Below are 15185 nucleotides of genomic sequence, written 5' to 3'. Positions count from 1 at the left end.
TTATAAACTTTTTAGAAATTCCGATACAGGACCTAATATCAATGCTGGGAAAAATGTCAAGGCACCTACTATGAATATTATGGATATAAATATAAGGCCAAATAACAGCGTATCTGTTCTAAACGTACCAGGCGTCGGCTGCGCTGGTACCTTTTTCGCCAAAAATCCTGCCACTGCTAATAACAAGAAAATCGACGCATACCTCCCTATAAACATCACTGCAGCTGTCATGATGTTCATGAACGGTGTATTGCCAATAAACCCTGCGAATTCTGAACCGTTATTAGCCGCTGCAGAGGCAAATTCATAAACCACCTGAGTAATGCCGTGAAAACCCGGATTAGTTATAGAAGCTCTTCCCGCTGGTAACATTACCGAAATCGCCGTAGAAAAAAGTATGAGCATAGGATGTATTAAAATAGCCAGCGCTATGCATTTCATCTCCTTTGTTTCTATCTTTTTCCCTAAAAACTCTGGAGTTCGCCCCACCATTAAACCGGTAATAAATACGGTTAATATGGCGTATGTAAGTATATTTATTAAACCGACACCATCGCCTCCGAATATCGTATTGATCATCATGAGGCTCAAAGGTATAGCTCCTCCTAACGGCGTGTAAGAATCATGCATGCTGTTCACAGAACCAGTGCTAAACGCCGTGGTTACAGTTGCAAACATAGCCGATTGCTCTGCCCCAAATCTTACCTCTTTTCCTTCCATATTGCCCGCTACAGCATTAACCTGCAGTCTATTGTAAATATTACCAGGATGAGATTCAAAAAATATACCTGCTGCCAAGAATAACACAAAGACTAACATGAGAGATCCATACAATATCCATGCGTGTCTCTTGTTTTTTACCTTCAGGCCGTAAGTATATATTAAAGCTGACGGGATAATCATCATAGCCAATATTTCGATGGCATTACTCAAAGGAGTTGGATTTTCAAAAGGATGCGCTGAATTAGCGCTGAAAAAACCTCCTCCGTTTGTCCCTAGGTGCTTAATCGATTCAAGAGCAGCCACTGGTCCTCTAATTATAGACTGAGCAGTGCTCTGAATTGACCTTAAGTCCATCCTTCCCTCAAAGGTCATAGGAACTCCCTGCCATACTAAAATCAAGGTCATAATAACAGAGAGCGGCAATAATAATCTTACAATAGTTCTTACAACATCCACATAAAAATTGCCTAATCCTTCTTCTTTGCCATTGCCAGCAATGCCGCGCATAACAGCTGCTGCAGAAGCAAGTCCCGTGGCAGCAGACGTAAACATAAGAAATACAATTACTATCATTTGATTTGCAAAGCTTATATCGCTTTCACCTGAATAATGCTGAATATCGGTATTGGTCACAAAACTTATTGCTGTATTAAAAGCTAAAAGTAAATTCATACTTTTTGCTCAGGTTGGATTGTATGGCAAATAAGATTGCCCTAAAAGCAAAAAAAATGCGACCAGCAGCATCACTAAATTAAATGTCAACAACGCCACCGCATATTGTTTCCAATTCATGCTTAACGATGGATCAATTCCCGTTATTCTGTATACAACATCCTCTATTGGCTTGAAAATAAATTCAAGTCTAGATCTTTTCATCTCATATATATGGTATATATATCTTCCCAAAGGTATAGACAATAAAATAGCTATAACTATTATGACAATCACACCTACAATTTGCATAAAACTATTCCTCCTAAAACTTTTCAGGATTTAATAGTGCGTAAAAAAGATATAACAAGAGAAATATAAAGACCAAATACAAGACGACCATCAACATACCACCTTTTTTGTACTTATTTACCATAGCTACCAATATTAAACTTAGAATGCATGATAAAAACTCCCTCCTGACTATCCACGCCATTTGCATCTCATTGTAGATCTATCTAAAATAACAGTCAAGTCTGCTTCCCGCGGCGTTTTAGATAAAAAAACGTTATTTTTGAATTTAGTATGGGATTTTTCTTCTTCGCGCTCAACTGCTCTTTTTATCTCGCGATTTTTCATAATACACTCGAATATAATTTTATATTCTCATAAATATTATTTACTTATATCATTGATAAATATGTAGACGTCAGGAAGGTGAAAGTGTTATAAGCATAAAAATAGGGAACAACCGTGCTCCGGCTATTCCCTTAACTGATATTAACTTTACATCACCACTCCGCCACAACCCCGTCCCTGGTGCGCCAAACGGGGTTTTTCCATTGGTGCCCTATTTTAGCCATCTCCCTTACCTTTTCTTCATCTATCTCAATCCCTAAACCAGGCTTTGTCAACTTAGCTACATAACCCTTATCGTACTGAAACACCTGGGGATCTTTGAGATAGTCCAATAGATCTGAACCTTTGTTATAATGTATTCCCAAACTTTGTTCCTGTATAAAGACATTAGGAGTACAGAAATCCAGCTGAAGACATGCCGCTAACGCAATGGGGCCTAACGGGCAATGGGGAGCAACCGCCACGTCATAAGCTTCTGCCATAGCAGCAATTTTCTTTGCCTCAAGAATTCCACCGGTATGACTTAAATCAGGTTGTATTATATCAACGCCACCATCGTGCAATATCCTTTTAAACCCCCATCTTGTATAATTGCGCTCGCCCGTGGCTATTGGTATGGCACAATGCCTTCTCAATTCCACAAACGCCTCTTCATTTTCAGTAAGTACAGGCTCTTCCACGAACATCAGCTTATACGGTTCAAGTTCTTTCATCATCACTCTAGCCATGCTCTTATGAACGCGCCCATGGAAATCCAACGCGATATCTATATCATACCCCAGTACCTCTCGGATGGATTGAACCCGATCTATCACATCTTCAACTTTTTTGAAGCTGTCTATCCACTCCATTTCCTCAGTAGCATTCATTTTGACAGCCGAATAGCCCTGATCGTATTTCTCTTTAGCTGCTTTTGCTACATCAGACGGCCTATCTCCTCCTATCCAGCTGTACACCCTGATTTTATCCCTAACTGCTCCTCCCAACATTTCGTACACAGGCACATTTAAATACTTGCCTTTTATATCCCATAATGCTTGCTCAATGCCCGATATAGCGCTCATCAAAACAGGCCCGCCTCTGTAAAACTGACCCCTGTAGAGCACCTGCCATATATCTTCAATATCCATAGGGCTTCTACCTATTAAGTAATCTTCCATTTCTTTTACGGCTGCCGCTACAGTATCCGCTTTGCCTTCCACAATAGGCTCTCCCCAACCGGTTATCCCTTCGTCAGTAGTAATTTTCAGAAATAACCACCTGGGAGGAACTTTAAATAACTCCAAGCTCTGTATTTTCATCGACATACTCCCCCTTCATCTATCAACCTTCTTAATTGTCCCCCTGAAAACCTCTACTTCTTCCATAGTAGGCAAACCCTCTACATCCCCATTAGAGGCTACTACCATCGAACCTACGTCATTAGCCAACCTCAAACATCGCTTTATATCCCAACCATTTAGTACACCTGCTATAAATCCTGCTGCAAAACCATCTCCTGCCCCTACTGTATCCACCACTGGAACATCCGGTGCCGAATCGTACACCGTTTCATTATCGGTCATGGCCATAGCTCCCTCAGGGCCAAGCTTAACGACCACGGTTTTAGCACCGATATCTAAAAAGCTTTTGGCTATCTCCTCAGGGCTATCAGTGCCTAACAAAAGCCTGCCTTCCTCCTGACCCGGCAGGACGATATCAGCGTATCTTGCTATATCCAAAAGTGTTTTTCTGCACTCTTCAATGCTCCACAGCTTCAACCTTATATTAGGGTCAAAAGATACCATGACGCCGTTTTTTTTCGCAATTTGCATCGCCCTATATACCGCATCACGGCACGACGAAGACAGAGCAGGGGTTATACCTGTGATATGCAATAACTTAGCCGAAGCTATGTATCCCTCATCCAGGTCCTCGGAAGACATAAAGCTAGCAGCAGAACCCTTTCTATAATAGTAAACGTTTATATTTCTAGCGCTTTTCTTTTCTTTAAAGTATACCCCTGTAGGGTGTTCGACATCCACTTTTACCCTTGATATATCTACACCTTCACCCCTCAGGCTTTTTAAAATAAACCTGCCGAAAGGATCGTCTCCTACCCTGCTTATCCAACCCACCTCATGGCCAAGGCGTGCAATTCCTATGGAAAAATTAGCTTCAGCACCGGCCATGCCTTTAGTAAAGGAGTGCACATAATCCAATGGCAAATAATCACTGGGATTAAACACCACCATTGCTTCACCCAATGTGACGACTTCTGGCATAATTTCACAACCCCCTCCCATTTTCTACAGCATCCTTAAACATACGGGCAGTTCTTTTAATCCATTCAAAATCCCCCTTCGAGATCCTCTCCGGATTCACAAGGTTGCTGCCCACCCCTACTCCTACACATCCCGCCGCCACAAAATCAGCCGCATTTTCTACAGTAACTCCTCCCACAGCCAATAGCGGTATGTGCGAAAATGGAGCTCGTATCTGTTTTATGTAATTTACACCTCCTGTTGCTGAGGGAAACACTTTTACGATATCTCCTCCCCACTGATAGGCATTAAATATTTCTGTAGGCGTATATGCCCCAGGTATAGAGACCACTCCATTTTCCCTGGCAGCATCAATCACATCCCTGTGTAAACTGGGACTCAATATAAATCGGGCACCAGCCTTTATAAATTCCCGCGCCGTTTTTCCGTCGGTAATCGTTCCCACACCAGTTAAGACCCTATCAGCGTATTTTTCTGCCATAAAGCTCACCATCGAAAGAGCATCATCACTATTTGATGCTATTTCTACGCAAATTATACCACCTTCATTCAGGGCATTAATTACGTTTTCAAGGCAATTTTTTGATATTCCCCTCACAATGGCAATAACACCGCTATCACTAATGGCCTTAAGCACCTGTTCTCTGTGCAACTGTCTTCCCCCTTTTTGGCATTTTCCGCCTGCTGCGTGCATCCAGTATCATTATAACATACAGACTTTTGAAAAAACAGTACCACAATGTCACCCAAAAACCAGTTGACAAATTTGCAAAATTAAGTATAATTTAGAAAAATACAAATTTATGCTGAGGATTTTCTCGTAGGGAGGTTGCAAAATGATTAAAAGGAGGTTTTTTTTAATACTGATTTTAACGTTTACGCTAATTTTACTTTTAGGGGCTTTTGTGATTAGGGGAAACCTGTGGTATTTAACAGGACAAGAGATTTCTAAGATAAAAAATTCCAATGTAGATGATGAAGTTATAGCTAAAGTCGGTGACACCAATATTACAAAAAAAGATTTATATATAGCGCTGGCTTTAGACAAGTTAAGATATGAGGAACAGAAAAAAAATATAGAATTATTTAAGCAGCATGGGGTTGAGATACAAAAACCATTGGATGCCTATCAAATGTTAAACAAAATTATTGACAATGAATTATTATATCAGGAAGCCAAAAGATTAGGATGTAGTGTTTCCTATGAAGAAGCTAAAAAATTTATGGAGAATGTTAGAAAAACAGATAACGAGGTATTGATGGGCAATATAAAATTATCAGAAGAGAACAAAAAGAATGTTATTGATTCCATAAACAACAATAAACAATTTATTAAGGGTTTAGGAATAAGTGAAAGCGAGTACTGGCAACAGATTATTAAACAATACCAGAAAGCCCTTTCTATTAGCAAACTAAGAGAAAGGATATTGTACCAGATGCCAGCCGAGGACAGAAAAATCCCCGAAAAAGTTGCTAGTTATTTTGACAATTATAAGAAACAGCTAAGAGAAAAAGAGAGTGATAAAGTGAGAATCAATATCAAGGATCTCACTATCACAAAATAACCACGACCACGCAGTAAGAATATTGACAAGACATAAAAACAATTATATAATAGTGCTTGTGGTGGTTGAGGTAAAACCCCAAAACAAAATCGCCGAGATGGTGGAATTGGCAGACACGCTACTTTGAGGGGGTAGTGAGGGCAACCTTGTGCGGGTTCGAATCCCGCTCTCGGCATATATTGTTAATAAAAAAGCGAGTTTATACTCGCTTTTTTTCATGGTATTAATTTTTGGTGCTCGACCTACTTCACCTTAACCAGTTTATCGTTGTCTATTATGCCAGGTATCCTACCTCGTTTTGCGATAGGCTGACCTTCTACTTCTTTTATATCCATGGTCATATCTATGGGATGAGCGCCGGATATGTAACTTCCCACACCAAAGGCATCTACATAATCGGCTAACTCGGAAATTTTTTCAGGATATAAACCTCCTGAAACCACAATTTTTACATGATTAAATCCCCTTTGATCCAATCTGGCTCTAACCTCTTTTACCAGCTCCACCGTCACGCCGCCTCGCTCTCCTGGCGTATCCAATCTGATGCCATATAACCTCTTACCCAATGCCTGCGCAACTCTTATCGACTCCTCCGCCTCATCTTTAAACGTATCCACCAGTATGGTAATAGCTTCATCGGGAGGGGTGATTTCATCGTAGGCCAAAGCCACCTCCAAAGTATCCCCCGCAATCAAAAAAGCAGCATGAGGAACAGTGCCCACTGGTTCTTTCCCGTACAGTTTAGCCCCCAGTATACAACTGGCATTGTCTGCACCGCCTACCAATGCGGCCCTTTCCATCACAGGAGCTACTGCAGGGTGCACATGCCTCGCGCCAAAACAAAGGAGAGGCTTGCCTTTGCTGGCTGCCTTTGCTTCCGCAGCTGCCGTAGCCCATCCACTGGAACTGGCAAGCATACCCAGTATAACCGTCTCATATATCCCAAATTCGCTGTAAGGACCTCTTATGCGCATTATCGTCTCTTTTGCCTCAAACGAAGTACCCTCGGGCATTGCCCAGATTTCAACCTTTTTGTTTTTTAAAACACCAATAGCCTCTTCAATGCCTGCCAGTATTCCCTTTTTACGCGCAAATATCTCTGCTGTCACTACTTTATTTTTTAATCCCAATCTATCTAGTATATCCATTGTCCTTAAAAAATACACATCTGTAGTATAACCGCTTAGAATCTCCTCGTGGGTTGCAGAGTAAAGCCTATCACCGCTTACGGTTACTTTCTTTAAATCTTTTAAGCTCTTCAATTCCTCCACTGTCAACATCCTTTCTTTTGTTTTATCACTTTGAATACAAAGCCCTATAAATTTTATAATTGTTCAAAACCTTTTTAACGTATTTATCCGTCTCTAAATAAGGGATATCATCTAAATTTCTACCATCTTTACTGTACTTCTTGTTTTTAAGCCATGCAGCCACATTCCCCCTTCCACTGTTATAAGCAGCAACGATCAACTTAATATCACCAAATTCGCCATTTAAATCTTTTAAGTACCATGTGCCCATCATAATATTCATCTCAGGGTCAAACAACATACTGTCGTTATAGCCTGCGATTTTTAGCTTAGACGCGATCCACCGACCTGTTTCTGGGGTTATCTGCATCAAACCTATAGCACCTTTTTTAGAAACGGCGTCAGGTCTAAAATTGCTCTCTGCTTTTATGACCGCAAAGACGAAAAAAGGATCTATATCATATTCCCCTGAATACTTGTATACGTACTCTCTGTACTTAAGGGGGTACATGTACCTTATTGCGACCTTTGAGGCGTTGGTAAGAGCTATAATAGCGATAACTATCAATGTAAATACAAGTATAAACAACCCTTTTTTAGTTAAAAAAAGCATTACAAAACCCCCATATTATTCTATAGCTTTATAAAACAACATTTCCACCTGTGCCCTCACTTCGTCTAGTGGTCTGGTGTTGTCTATGATTTCATCGCCAAATTTTAATCGTTCCTCTGCAGGCATCTGAGCGCTTATTCTATTCAAAGCCTCTGAATAAGATAAACCATCCCTAGCCATAACCCTCTTTATCTGGGTACTCCTGTCCACGTAAACAACCCATATTTCATCTACCAACTTGTCAAGGCCCATCTCCACTAAAATAGCCGCATCGATAACTATGAGCTTATGTTTTTTTTGAGATATAATCCTTTCTATCTCGCGCTTAGTATACTCTACCATGGCTGGATGGGTTATCTCATTTAACACCTGTAATTTTTCCTTATCCGCAAATACGATACTCCCCAATTTTTTTCTATCTATCTCGCCATTTTCTTTTAAGATTCCATCTCCGAAATAGCCCACAATGTCATCATAGACCTTCTGGCCTTTTTGCATTAGAATCCTGGAAACCACATCTTCATCTATTATATATGCGCCCAAATCCCTCAAAATACGCGAAATCGTAGTCTTACCGCTTCCTATGCCACCTGTAAGCCCGACAACTTTCATATCCCATCACCTTGTCATTTGGCCTCAAACCAGTTTTCACCTACACTTATGTCCACTACAAGAGGTACTTTTAATTTCACTACATTCTCCATGCCCTCTTTTACGATATCCATTACCTGCCGAAGTTCTGAGCGAGCCACATCCAGTATCAATTCATCGTGAACCTGAAGCAGCAACTTTGAAGTCAGCCCGGCTTTTTTGAGGCGCTCATAGACTACGCACATTGCCGCCTTAATAATATCCGCTGCAGAACCCTGAATAGGCGTATTCATAGCTATTCGTTCTCCAAAAGACCTTACGCTATAATTTCTAGAGTTTATCTCCGGGATATACCTCCTTCGCTTGTATATGGTGGTCACGTAGCCGTTCTTTCTCGCCTCCTCAACGCACCTGTCCAAATATGCCTTTACACCTGGATACCTCTTAAAATAGCTGTCGATATACATTTGGGCTTCTTTTCTTGATACCTTTAGATCCCTTGCCAGGCCAAAATCGCTTATACCGTATACGATGCCGAAGTTCACAGCTTTAGCACTTCTCCTCATCTGCGGTGTAACATCCTCTATAGGTACCCCAAACACCTCTGAAGCAGTTCTGGCATGGATATCTTCGTCGCTTATAAAAGCTTCAATTAAATTAGCATCTTCTGATAAATGAGCTAAAATCCTTAATTCTATCTGAGAATAATCAGCAGACAGAATTACGTGATCTTCGTCGCTAGGTATAAACACCCTTCTTATTCGCCTTCCCAAATCATCCCTTACAGGTATATTTTGAAGATTAGGTTCCGTACTGGATATCCTGCCAGTTGACGTCACCGTCTGCATAAACGTAGTATGCAATCTATCATCATCGCCCAGCAATTTCATAAAACCGGATACATACGTATTTCGCAATTTAACCAACGTCCTGTAACGCAATATTTTATCCACTATATCGTGCTGAGACGATAGCTCTTCTAAAACTTCCGCATCAGTGGAATAACCCGTCTTGGTCTTTTTTATAACAGGGAGTTTCAATTTATCAAACAAAATGTAGCTAAGCTGCTTGGGAGAATTTATGTTAAACTCTTCTCCTGCCAGCTCATATATCTCTCGTGTAAGCCTGTCTATATCAAAATCAAACTCTTGTGCTAGCTCATCTAGCTCGGCCTTATCTATCTTAAAGCCCACCTGTTCCATACTGGATAAAACAGTAATAAGCGGCATTTCTATTCTTTCGTAAAGCTCATAACTGCCATCCTCTCTTAACTTAGCGCACATCGGTTCGTAAAGCTCAAATATAGACTTTACGCGTCCAGCCGCATATTTTCTTACGTCTTCTTCTTTCACGTCCTTATAACTGACTCGAGCTTTACCCTGTCCCAGCAGTTCGTACTCTTCCTTTATGCTATACCCCAGATAATCCCTAGTTATGGTAGAAAGAGGGTACTCGTTATCTATGGAATTGATGAGGTAGGCTGCAATCGCTGCATCAAATTCCACCCCCCTAAGCATAATACCCTTTTTGCCCAGATACGTCATGAGGGGTTTGATATTGTATGTGAGCTTTTTTATCTTTTCATCTTCAAGCAAAGCTTTAAGATCCCATAACATCATCTCCTCGCTGTCCTCAACGCGCAAAAAAAATCCCCTGTTGCCATTGTAAAAAGCCAGATACATAAGTCTTTCATCCTGGAGTAGGTAATCTACTGATATAAGCCCTTCAGACAGCTCGCGAAGTACCTCTGCGGTAGGCACTACATCAAGATCCAGGCCACTGTCAGACAACTCTGTGGCATCTGCTGGCAATCTACCCATAAGGCTTTTAAATTCTAGCTTGGAAAACAACTCTCTTAGTGCTTTATTATTCCATTTAGTTGCTCTAAGTTCAGCCATATCCGCTTCTATAGGGATATCCACCTGAATTGTAGCCAGTTTTTTACTTAAAATCGCCTGTTCTCTATACTCTATAAGCAGATCTCTTATCCTTTTCTTTTTAATGGAGTCTACATTTTGAAATAGATTCTCCAGAGTTTGATACTCGGTCAAAAGTGACGCTGCGGTTTTCTCTCCTATGCCAGGCACTCCCGGAATATTGTCCGACTTATCCCCTACCAAACCTTTATAATCGGGAATTTGATACGGATGTACTCCGAACCTTTTAAAAACCTCACTGGGAGTATAGATCTCTACATCAGTAGTGCCTTTTTTGCTTATCACCGACGATATGTTGTCAGAGACCAGCTGCAACGAGTCCCTATCTCCTGTAACGATAAAAACGCTCATTCCATCGCTCTCGGCCTTTTTTGCCAATGCGCCAATTATGTCATCGGCTTCGTAACCTTCTATCTCTAATATAGGTATATTGAAAGCCTTTATAACGTCTTTAAGTACAGGAATCTGTTGTACCAATTCTTCCGGCATTCCTTTTCGGTTGGCTTTGTACTTATCGTATTCTCTATGCCTAAAGGTAGGCGCTTTTTTATCAAAAGCCACCCCTATGTAATCGGGTTTATAATCGTCAAAAATCTTAAAAAGCATCATAGTAAAGCCGTATACGCCATTGGTATAAAGTCCCTGGCTGTTAGTCAACATAGGCAATGCGTAATAGGCTTTGTACACCAGGCTGTTGCCATCTATTAAAACAAGGTTAGGCATTATATCTCTCCTCACGTCATTCTTATCACAAAGGTGATCTAGTGATATTATAGCGCAAAATACAAAAAAAGAAAAACGATTATAACCGTTTTTCTTCAAGACCCGATCTCTCTATAATTTTTTAATATATCCTCAATGTTGTCACCACCATACCTTTCTAACAACGCAGAGGCGATTTCCCATGCTACCACTGCCTTACCCACAACGCTGGCAGCTGGCACAGCACACACATCAGATCTCTCCACAGAAGCCTCTACAGGCTGTTTTGTGCGCATATCTACGCTTTTAAGGGGTTTGTACAATGTGGGTATAGGTTTTACAGCACACCTAACCACCACAGGCTGTCCATTGGTCATACCCCCTTCTATGCCACCAGCCCCATTAGTAATCCTGTAATAACCCTTCTCCTCGCTATAATATATCTCATCATGCACCATCGATCCGGGCATATCCGCCGCTTTAAACCCATAGCCAAATTCCACGCCTTTTACAGCCTGGATGCTCATGAGGGCATAAGCCAACCTAGCATCGAGCTTTCTATCCCACTGCACGTAACTCCCGATGCCCACAGGCAACCCCGTTACAATAACTTCAAAAATTCCGCCCAGGGTGTCGCCTTCAGCCTTTGCTTTATCAATAAGGTCTTTCATCTTAACCTCGGCATCACCATCGCCGCAGAACACCTCAGATTTATCAACTTTTCTCCAAAATTCTTCATTAAACTCCCCTACATTTTTAGCTTTTATCCCACCAATAGAGACCACGTGAGAGCGCACATAAATGCCAAACAGCTCAAGCAATTGTATTGCTATTGCTCCCACAGCCACTCTTATAGCTGTCTCCCTGGCACTAGATCTTTCCAGCACATCTCTTATGTCTTGCAATCCGTATTTTATAGCACCGCTTAAATCGGCATGGCCTGGCCTGGGCCTTGTAACTACGCGTTCACCGCTAGATACAATAGGGTCCATGATCTTCTCCCAATTAGGCCAATCCCTGTTTTCTATCATAAGGGATATAGGAGCACCGGTTGTCTTTGAATTTCTCACGCCAGACAAAATTTGGACTTTATCAGACTCTATTTTCATCCTGAGTCCTCTACCATAACCAGCCTGCCGCCTTTTTAATTCTTCATTGATCCTGTCAACACTTATATGTACATTTGAAGGTATACCTTCGATTATCGCTGTAAGGCACCTACCATGGGATTCGCCCGCTGTTAAATACCTCAATTGCAACCCTCCATCGTTTTTTATATTATTTTATACTGTTATAAAAAAATGAAAAGGGGTATTGATTATTTGCGCAAAATATGATATATTATCCTATGTCATGCCGAAGTGGTGGAACTGGCAGACGCGCTGGACTCAAAATCCAGTGGGGCTTACCCCCCCGTGTGGGTTCGACTCCCACCTTCGGCATACTTATAAAGCGGGCTGGAGAAGATTTTTGAAGCCCGCTTTCATTTATGATGGAATTAAAGTAAAATCTCCGTTAAATTTATTTTTTCCTCCTCATAATTGACCCGCCGATTACAAACACCGCAGCAATTACTCTTAATATAGACATTAATGGATTATTGGGAGCAACAAAATTACCAATTGTACTCAACCCGCTGATCGCCAGTATAAGCGCACCTACAATCAGAATTAAATTCCCGGCTCTGTACATGCATAAATACCACCTTTCAAAGGTATTATTTGTATAAGTTTTCCACGTGTTAGTTTATTTAAATGTCCTTCTTTTTAAATATGTGAATTGACACGTACATGCATATCACATAGGTAATTAAGCCCAGTGTTAATATTGTAAAAACAATAGTGGTATAAGAGAAATTCTTAAAATATTCCCCTATTCTTATAAAGAACCTGCTTATAATACCGGCATCACTTAACTGGGTCGCCAAAAACGAAAATCCAAAACCGATTATTAATGGTGCAAAACTCATTATTCTCATGGAAACCATATATCCGTATTTATAATACAACACCTGAAATATACCCATATACATCAGTCCTGCTCCCATAGCTATCAATATAGTTTGCCATATTTTATACAAACTCAGATTTGCGCTAAAAACATTAAGCTGAACTGAAAGAAACAATATAGCTACGCTAATAGCAATTGCTAAAGCTATTTGCACAAAAATTGATATAAATTTACTTTTGATAGCCAATTCATCACTAATAGGGAGAGTTTTGAAAAATCTATACACCTTATCCTTTTCATCCATATAAAAACTCTGTATTAAAAAGACAATAGCGACGAAGGCAACCATAAACAACATTCCAGCTGAATAAGTAGTCATATGAAATATAATCATATAAAATATCACTAGCAGCGGAAAATAAATAAACATCCTCTTGTTCTGCACCAGATCCTTATATACTAACGCCAGCATGTTTATCAACCTCCACCAAAGACATTAACACATCATCCAAATTTATATTATCAATATCTATTTTTGCGTCAGGATATTTTCTCTTCATTATCATCTTAAAGTGCTCGACGTCCCCTGTGATGCCCGTATAATAAAAAGCATTTTGTGTATACATCCTGAGATTTTCCTTTACCTCTTCATCCACATACTTTATATCTACCTTAACCTTTTTCCATTTTGAAAGCAGCCTATCTTTTTCATCAGATAATACTATTTCTCCATTATTTATATATGTCACATAATCCGCAATCCTGGATATATCTTCGGTGATGTGAGATGAGAAAAATACGCCATGGCTTTCATCCTGAACAAATTCCATCAACTCATCAAGAATCTCTTTTCTCACAAGCGGATCTAATCCTGATGTAGGTTCATCTAGTATCAAAAGCTGTGGACGATGAGCCAGTGCAATCATCAACGACAGCTTCACCCTCGTCCCTTTTGAAAGCTCCCTGATCTTTTTGGATGGACTTATATTATACTTTTTGAGCAAGTGCATAGACAGCTTATCATCCCATGTTCGATAAAACTTAGAAACAAAGTTTACTGTCCAACCCACTGTCATATTTTCAATGAAATACTGCTCTTCACCTACGTAACCTATTTTTTGTTTATAATCCGCATCATTTTTCGATACGGTTTTGCCCAATACCTTGATCTCTCCCCCATCAATATTAATATAACCCATGATAGATTTAATCGTCGTACTTTTGCCAGCACCATTGGGGCCAATAAATCCCATTATATAGCCAGCAGGGAGCTTAAACGATACATTCTTTAAACGAAATTCGCGGTAATTCTTACATAAGTTGTTTACTTCCAATAAATAGTTCACCGCAGTTCCTCCTTACCTAAGATCTCATTAATAATCAGTTTTACTTCATCTCTGGTCAAGCCCATACGCTCAGCCTCATCGAGTAAATTTATCATCTTGCTTTGAAACTCCTCCTTTATTTTCTGTTTAATTGTCGCATAATCCCTCTGTGCCACAAACGAACCTAATCCCTGCCTGGTTGTAATTAATCCTTCCTGTTCCAGCAATTCATACGCTTTTTTTATTGTTATGACGCTTACAGTCAGTTCCTTTGCCAATTCCCTTATTGAAGGAAGTTCATCACCTGGCTTTAATTTCTCATTCACTATGAGTTTTTTTATTTCAGTGTATATCTGCTCATAAAGAGGTTCTGGATTCGTATTGGAAATAGTTATAAACATATCTCACCTCTGTAGGTTAATTCATACGAGTGTTTATATTGTATATATACAGTATAATATATGGTTTTTCTGTTGTCAAGACCTTTAGAAAAAAACAACGGGTTTCTGAAATTCAGAAACCCGCTCTGTAGTCCATAAATACTTCCCTGGCCCACTGTGCTCATTCCTCTTTGACGTTTATGGCATCCCACTGGGGATAGTCCTTGGCTATAAACCCTCCGCTAACCTCTCTACACCCATAAGCTCCGGTTGGTCCAGCTGCAACGCGTCTACTCCTACCTCTATCAGGTACTTAAACGATGGCTTAAACAGCTTCCTCCACGTCTTGGGATTGATTAGCAATGCCTCCTGCGTACCCCAGTCCTCCGCAAACCCTATCCCGTCAGCACCTATCTCTCCATATATGTCTATCATCTTCGCCAGCATATCCACGACCATTTCGTTTAGCTTTAATACCTCTTCTTCGTTTAACATTATGTCTACAAAGAAATTCTCCATGCGGCGCAAATACCTCATGATGGCAAAGGGAAAACAAAGTCCGGCACCAACTTCCTGAGTTATGGATAATCGCACC

Annotated in this window: 15 protein-coding genes, 2 tRNA genes and 1 pseudogene; 3 read left to right on the top strand and 15 right to left on the bottom strand. The window is 40.4% G+C overall.

Going from position 1 to position 15185, the window contains the following annotated elements:
- From kdpA to CALPO_RS0111110, 5 genes and pseudogenes are all read right to left on the bottom strand, one after another.
- Nucleotides 1–1686, bottom strand: a pseudogene (kdpA, locus tag CALPO_RS13840) (potassium-transporting ATPase subunit KdpA).
- Between the two features lie 13 nt (nucleotides 1687–1699).
- Entirely contained in the window at nucleotides 1700–1777 is a 78-nt protein-coding gene (gene kdpF / locus CALPO_RS15295; protein ID WP_156940216.1) for a K(+)-transporting ATPase subunit F, read from the bottom strand.
- A gap of 388 nt (nucleotides 1778–2165) precedes the next feature.
- Nucleotides 2166–3314 (bottom strand): galactonate dehydratase, encoded by a 1149-nt coding sequence (gene dgoD / locus CALPO_RS0111120; RefSeq protein WP_026487389.1) that lies wholly within the window; start codon nucleotides 3312–3314, stop codon nucleotides 2166–2168.
- Nucleotides 3315–3329: 15 nt separating this feature from the next.
- On the bottom strand, nucleotides 3330–4277 hold the full coding sequence (locus tag CALPO_RS0111115) for a sugar kinase (RefSeq protein WP_026487388.1): 948 nt from the start codon (nucleotides 4275–4277) through the stop codon (nucleotides 3330–3332).
- A 4-nt stretch (nucleotides 4278–4281) separates the two neighbouring features.
- A complete protein-coding gene (locus CALPO_RS0111110; protein ID WP_026487387.1) occupies nucleotides 4282–4929 on the bottom strand; it encodes a bifunctional 4-hydroxy-2-oxoglutarate aldolase/2-dehydro-3-deoxy-phosphogluconate aldolase in 648 nt (215 codons plus the stop codon).
- Nucleotides 4930–5113: 184 nt separating this feature from the next.
- Here CALPO_RS0111110 and CALPO_RS0111105 point away from each other — a divergent pair, with 184 nt between their 5' ends.
- Both CALPO_RS0111105 and CALPO_RS0111100 read left to right on the top strand, forming a co-directional pair.
- Nucleotides 5114–5842: a SurA N-terminal domain-containing protein gene (locus CALPO_RS0111105; RefSeq protein ID WP_026487386.1), complete on the top strand. Its 729-nt coding sequence runs from the start codon at nucleotides 5114–5116 to the stop codon at nucleotides 5840–5842.
- Nucleotides 5843–5933: 91 nt separating this feature from the next.
- Nucleotides 5934–6017 (top strand) — tRNA-Leu (locus CALPO_RS0111100).
- A gap of 67 nt (nucleotides 6018–6084) precedes the next feature.
- Here the strand turns inward: CALPO_RS0111100 and CALPO_RS0111095 are convergent.
- From CALPO_RS0111095 to aroC, 5 genes are all read right to left on the bottom strand, one after another.
- Nucleotides 6085–7113 (bottom strand): nicotinate phosphoribosyltransferase, encoded by a 1029-nt coding sequence (locus tag CALPO_RS0111095; protein WP_026487385.1) that lies wholly within the window; start codon nucleotides 7111–7113, stop codon nucleotides 6085–6087.
- A 25-nt stretch (nucleotides 7114–7138) separates the two neighbouring features.
- Nucleotides 7139–7705 carry a lytic transglycosylase domain-containing protein gene (locus CALPO_RS0111090; protein ID WP_026487384.1) on the bottom strand — a complete coding sequence of 189 codons (567 nt, stop codon included), beginning with the start codon at nucleotides 7703–7705 and terminating at the stop codon, nucleotides 7139–7141.
- Between the two features lie 15 nt (nucleotides 7706–7720).
- On the bottom strand, nucleotides 7721–8317 hold the full coding sequence (gene coaE, locus CALPO_RS0111085; RefSeq protein WP_026487383.1) for a dephospho-CoA kinase: 597 nt from the start codon (nucleotides 8315–8317) through the stop codon (nucleotides 7721–7723).
- Nucleotides 8318–8331: 14 nt separating this feature from the next.
- The gene (gene polA, locus CALPO_RS0111080) at nucleotides 8332–10956 is read right to left on the bottom strand and encodes a DNA polymerase I (protein WP_026487382.1); all 2625 of its coding nucleotides are present in this window, start codon (nucleotides 10954–10956) and stop codon (nucleotides 8332–8334) included.
- Between the two features lie 95 nt (nucleotides 10957–11051).
- Complete coding sequence (aroC, locus tag CALPO_RS0111075; RefSeq protein WP_026487381.1) at nucleotides 11052–12188, bottom strand: chorismate synthase; 1137 nt, start codon at nucleotides 12186–12188, stop codon at nucleotides 11052–11054.
- A 102-nt stretch (nucleotides 12189–12290) separates the two neighbouring features.
- Between aroC and CALPO_RS0111070 the strand changes: the two genes are divergently transcribed.
- A tRNA-Leu gene (locus CALPO_RS0111070) sits at nucleotides 12291–12377 on the top strand.
- A gap of 79 nt (nucleotides 12378–12456) precedes the next feature.
- Here CALPO_RS0111070 and CALPO_RS14710 read toward each other — a convergent pair.
- The 5 genes from CALPO_RS14710 to CALPO_RS0111040 all read right to left on the bottom strand — a co-directional run bounded on the left by CALPO_RS14710 (nucleotide 12457) and on the right by CALPO_RS0111040 (nucleotide 15184).
- A complete protein-coding gene (locus tag CALPO_RS14710) occupies nucleotides 12457–12627 on the bottom strand; it encodes a hypothetical protein (protein ID WP_156940184.1) in 171 nt (56 codons plus the stop codon).
- Nucleotides 12628–12685: 58 nt separating this feature from the next.
- Complete coding sequence (locus tag CALPO_RS0111060) at nucleotides 12686–13357, bottom strand: ABC-2 transporter permease (protein ID WP_026487380.1); 672 nt, start codon at nucleotides 13355–13357, stop codon at nucleotides 12686–12688.
- Nucleotides 13338–14231 carry an ABC transporter ATP-binding protein gene (locus tag CALPO_RS0111055; protein WP_026487379.1) on the bottom strand — a complete coding sequence of 298 codons (894 nt, stop codon included), beginning with the start codon at nucleotides 14229–14231 and terminating at the stop codon, nucleotides 13338–13340. The genes CALPO_RS0111060 and CALPO_RS0111055 overlap by 20 nt, the downstream gene beginning before the upstream one ends.
- On the bottom strand, nucleotides 14228–14611 hold the full coding sequence (locus CALPO_RS0111050) for a GntR family transcriptional regulator (protein ID WP_026487378.1): 384 nt from the start codon (nucleotides 14609–14611) through the stop codon (nucleotides 14228–14230). Before CALPO_RS0111050 ends, CALPO_RS0111055 begins: the two co-directional genes overlap by 4 nt.
- A 207-nt stretch (nucleotides 14612–14818) precedes the next feature.
- A complete protein-coding gene (locus CALPO_RS0111040; RefSeq protein ID WP_026487377.1) occupies nucleotides 14819–15184 on the bottom strand; it encodes a uroporphyrinogen decarboxylase/cobalamine-independent methonine synthase family protein in 366 nt (121 codons plus the stop codon).
- Nucleotide 15185: the final 1 nt, after the last annotated feature.

Origin of the sequence: Caldanaerobius polysaccharolyticus DSM 13641 (genome assembly GCF_000427425.1) — a bacterium.
Taxonomy (GTDB): domain Bacteria; phylum Bacillota; class Thermoanaerobacteria; order Thermoanaerobacterales; family Caldanaerobiaceae; genus Caldanaerobius; species Caldanaerobius polysaccharolyticus.
Note: the sequence above shows the minus strand (reverse complement) of the source record. Positions and strands in the feature narration are given on the sequence as shown.

Coding starts and splice junctions, on each gene's coding strand:
- CALPO_RS0111105 (WP_026487386.1), top strand. CDS start 5,114: ATGATTAAAAGGAGGTTTTTTTTAATACTGATTTTAACGTTTACGCTA.
- polA (WP_026487382.1), bottom strand. CDS start 10,956: ATGCCTAACCTTGTTTTAATAGATGGCAACAGCCTGGTGTACAAAGCC.
- CALPO_RS0111050 (WP_026487378.1), bottom strand. CDS start 14,611: ATGTTTATAACTATTTCCAATACGAATCCAGAACCTCTTTATGAGCAG.
- kdpF (WP_156940216.1), bottom strand. CDS start 1,777: ATGGTCGTCTTGTATTTGGTCTTTATATTTCTCTTGTTATATCTTTTT.
- CALPO_RS0111115 (WP_026487388.1), bottom strand. CDS start 4,277: ATGCCAGAAGTCGTCACATTGGGTGAAGCAATGGTGGTGTTTAATCCC.
- coaE (WP_026487383.1), bottom strand. CDS start 8,317: ATGAAAGTTGTCGGGCTTACAGGTGGCATAGGAAGCGGTAAGACTACG.
- CALPO_RS0111060 (WP_026487380.1), bottom strand. CDS start 13,357: ATGCTGGCGTTAGTATATAAGGATCTGGTGCAGAACAAGAGGATGTTT.
- CALPO_RS0111090 (WP_026487384.1), bottom strand. CDS start 7,705: ATGCTTTTTTTAACTAAAAAAGGGTTGTTTATACTTGTATTTACATTG.
- CALPO_RS14710 (WP_156940184.1), bottom strand. CDS start 12,627: ATGTACAGAGCCGGGAATTTAATTCTGATTGTAGGTGCGCTTATACTG.
- dgoD (WP_026487389.1), bottom strand. CDS start 3,314: ATGAAAATACAGAGCTTGGAGTTATTTAAAGTTCCTCCCAGGTGGTTA.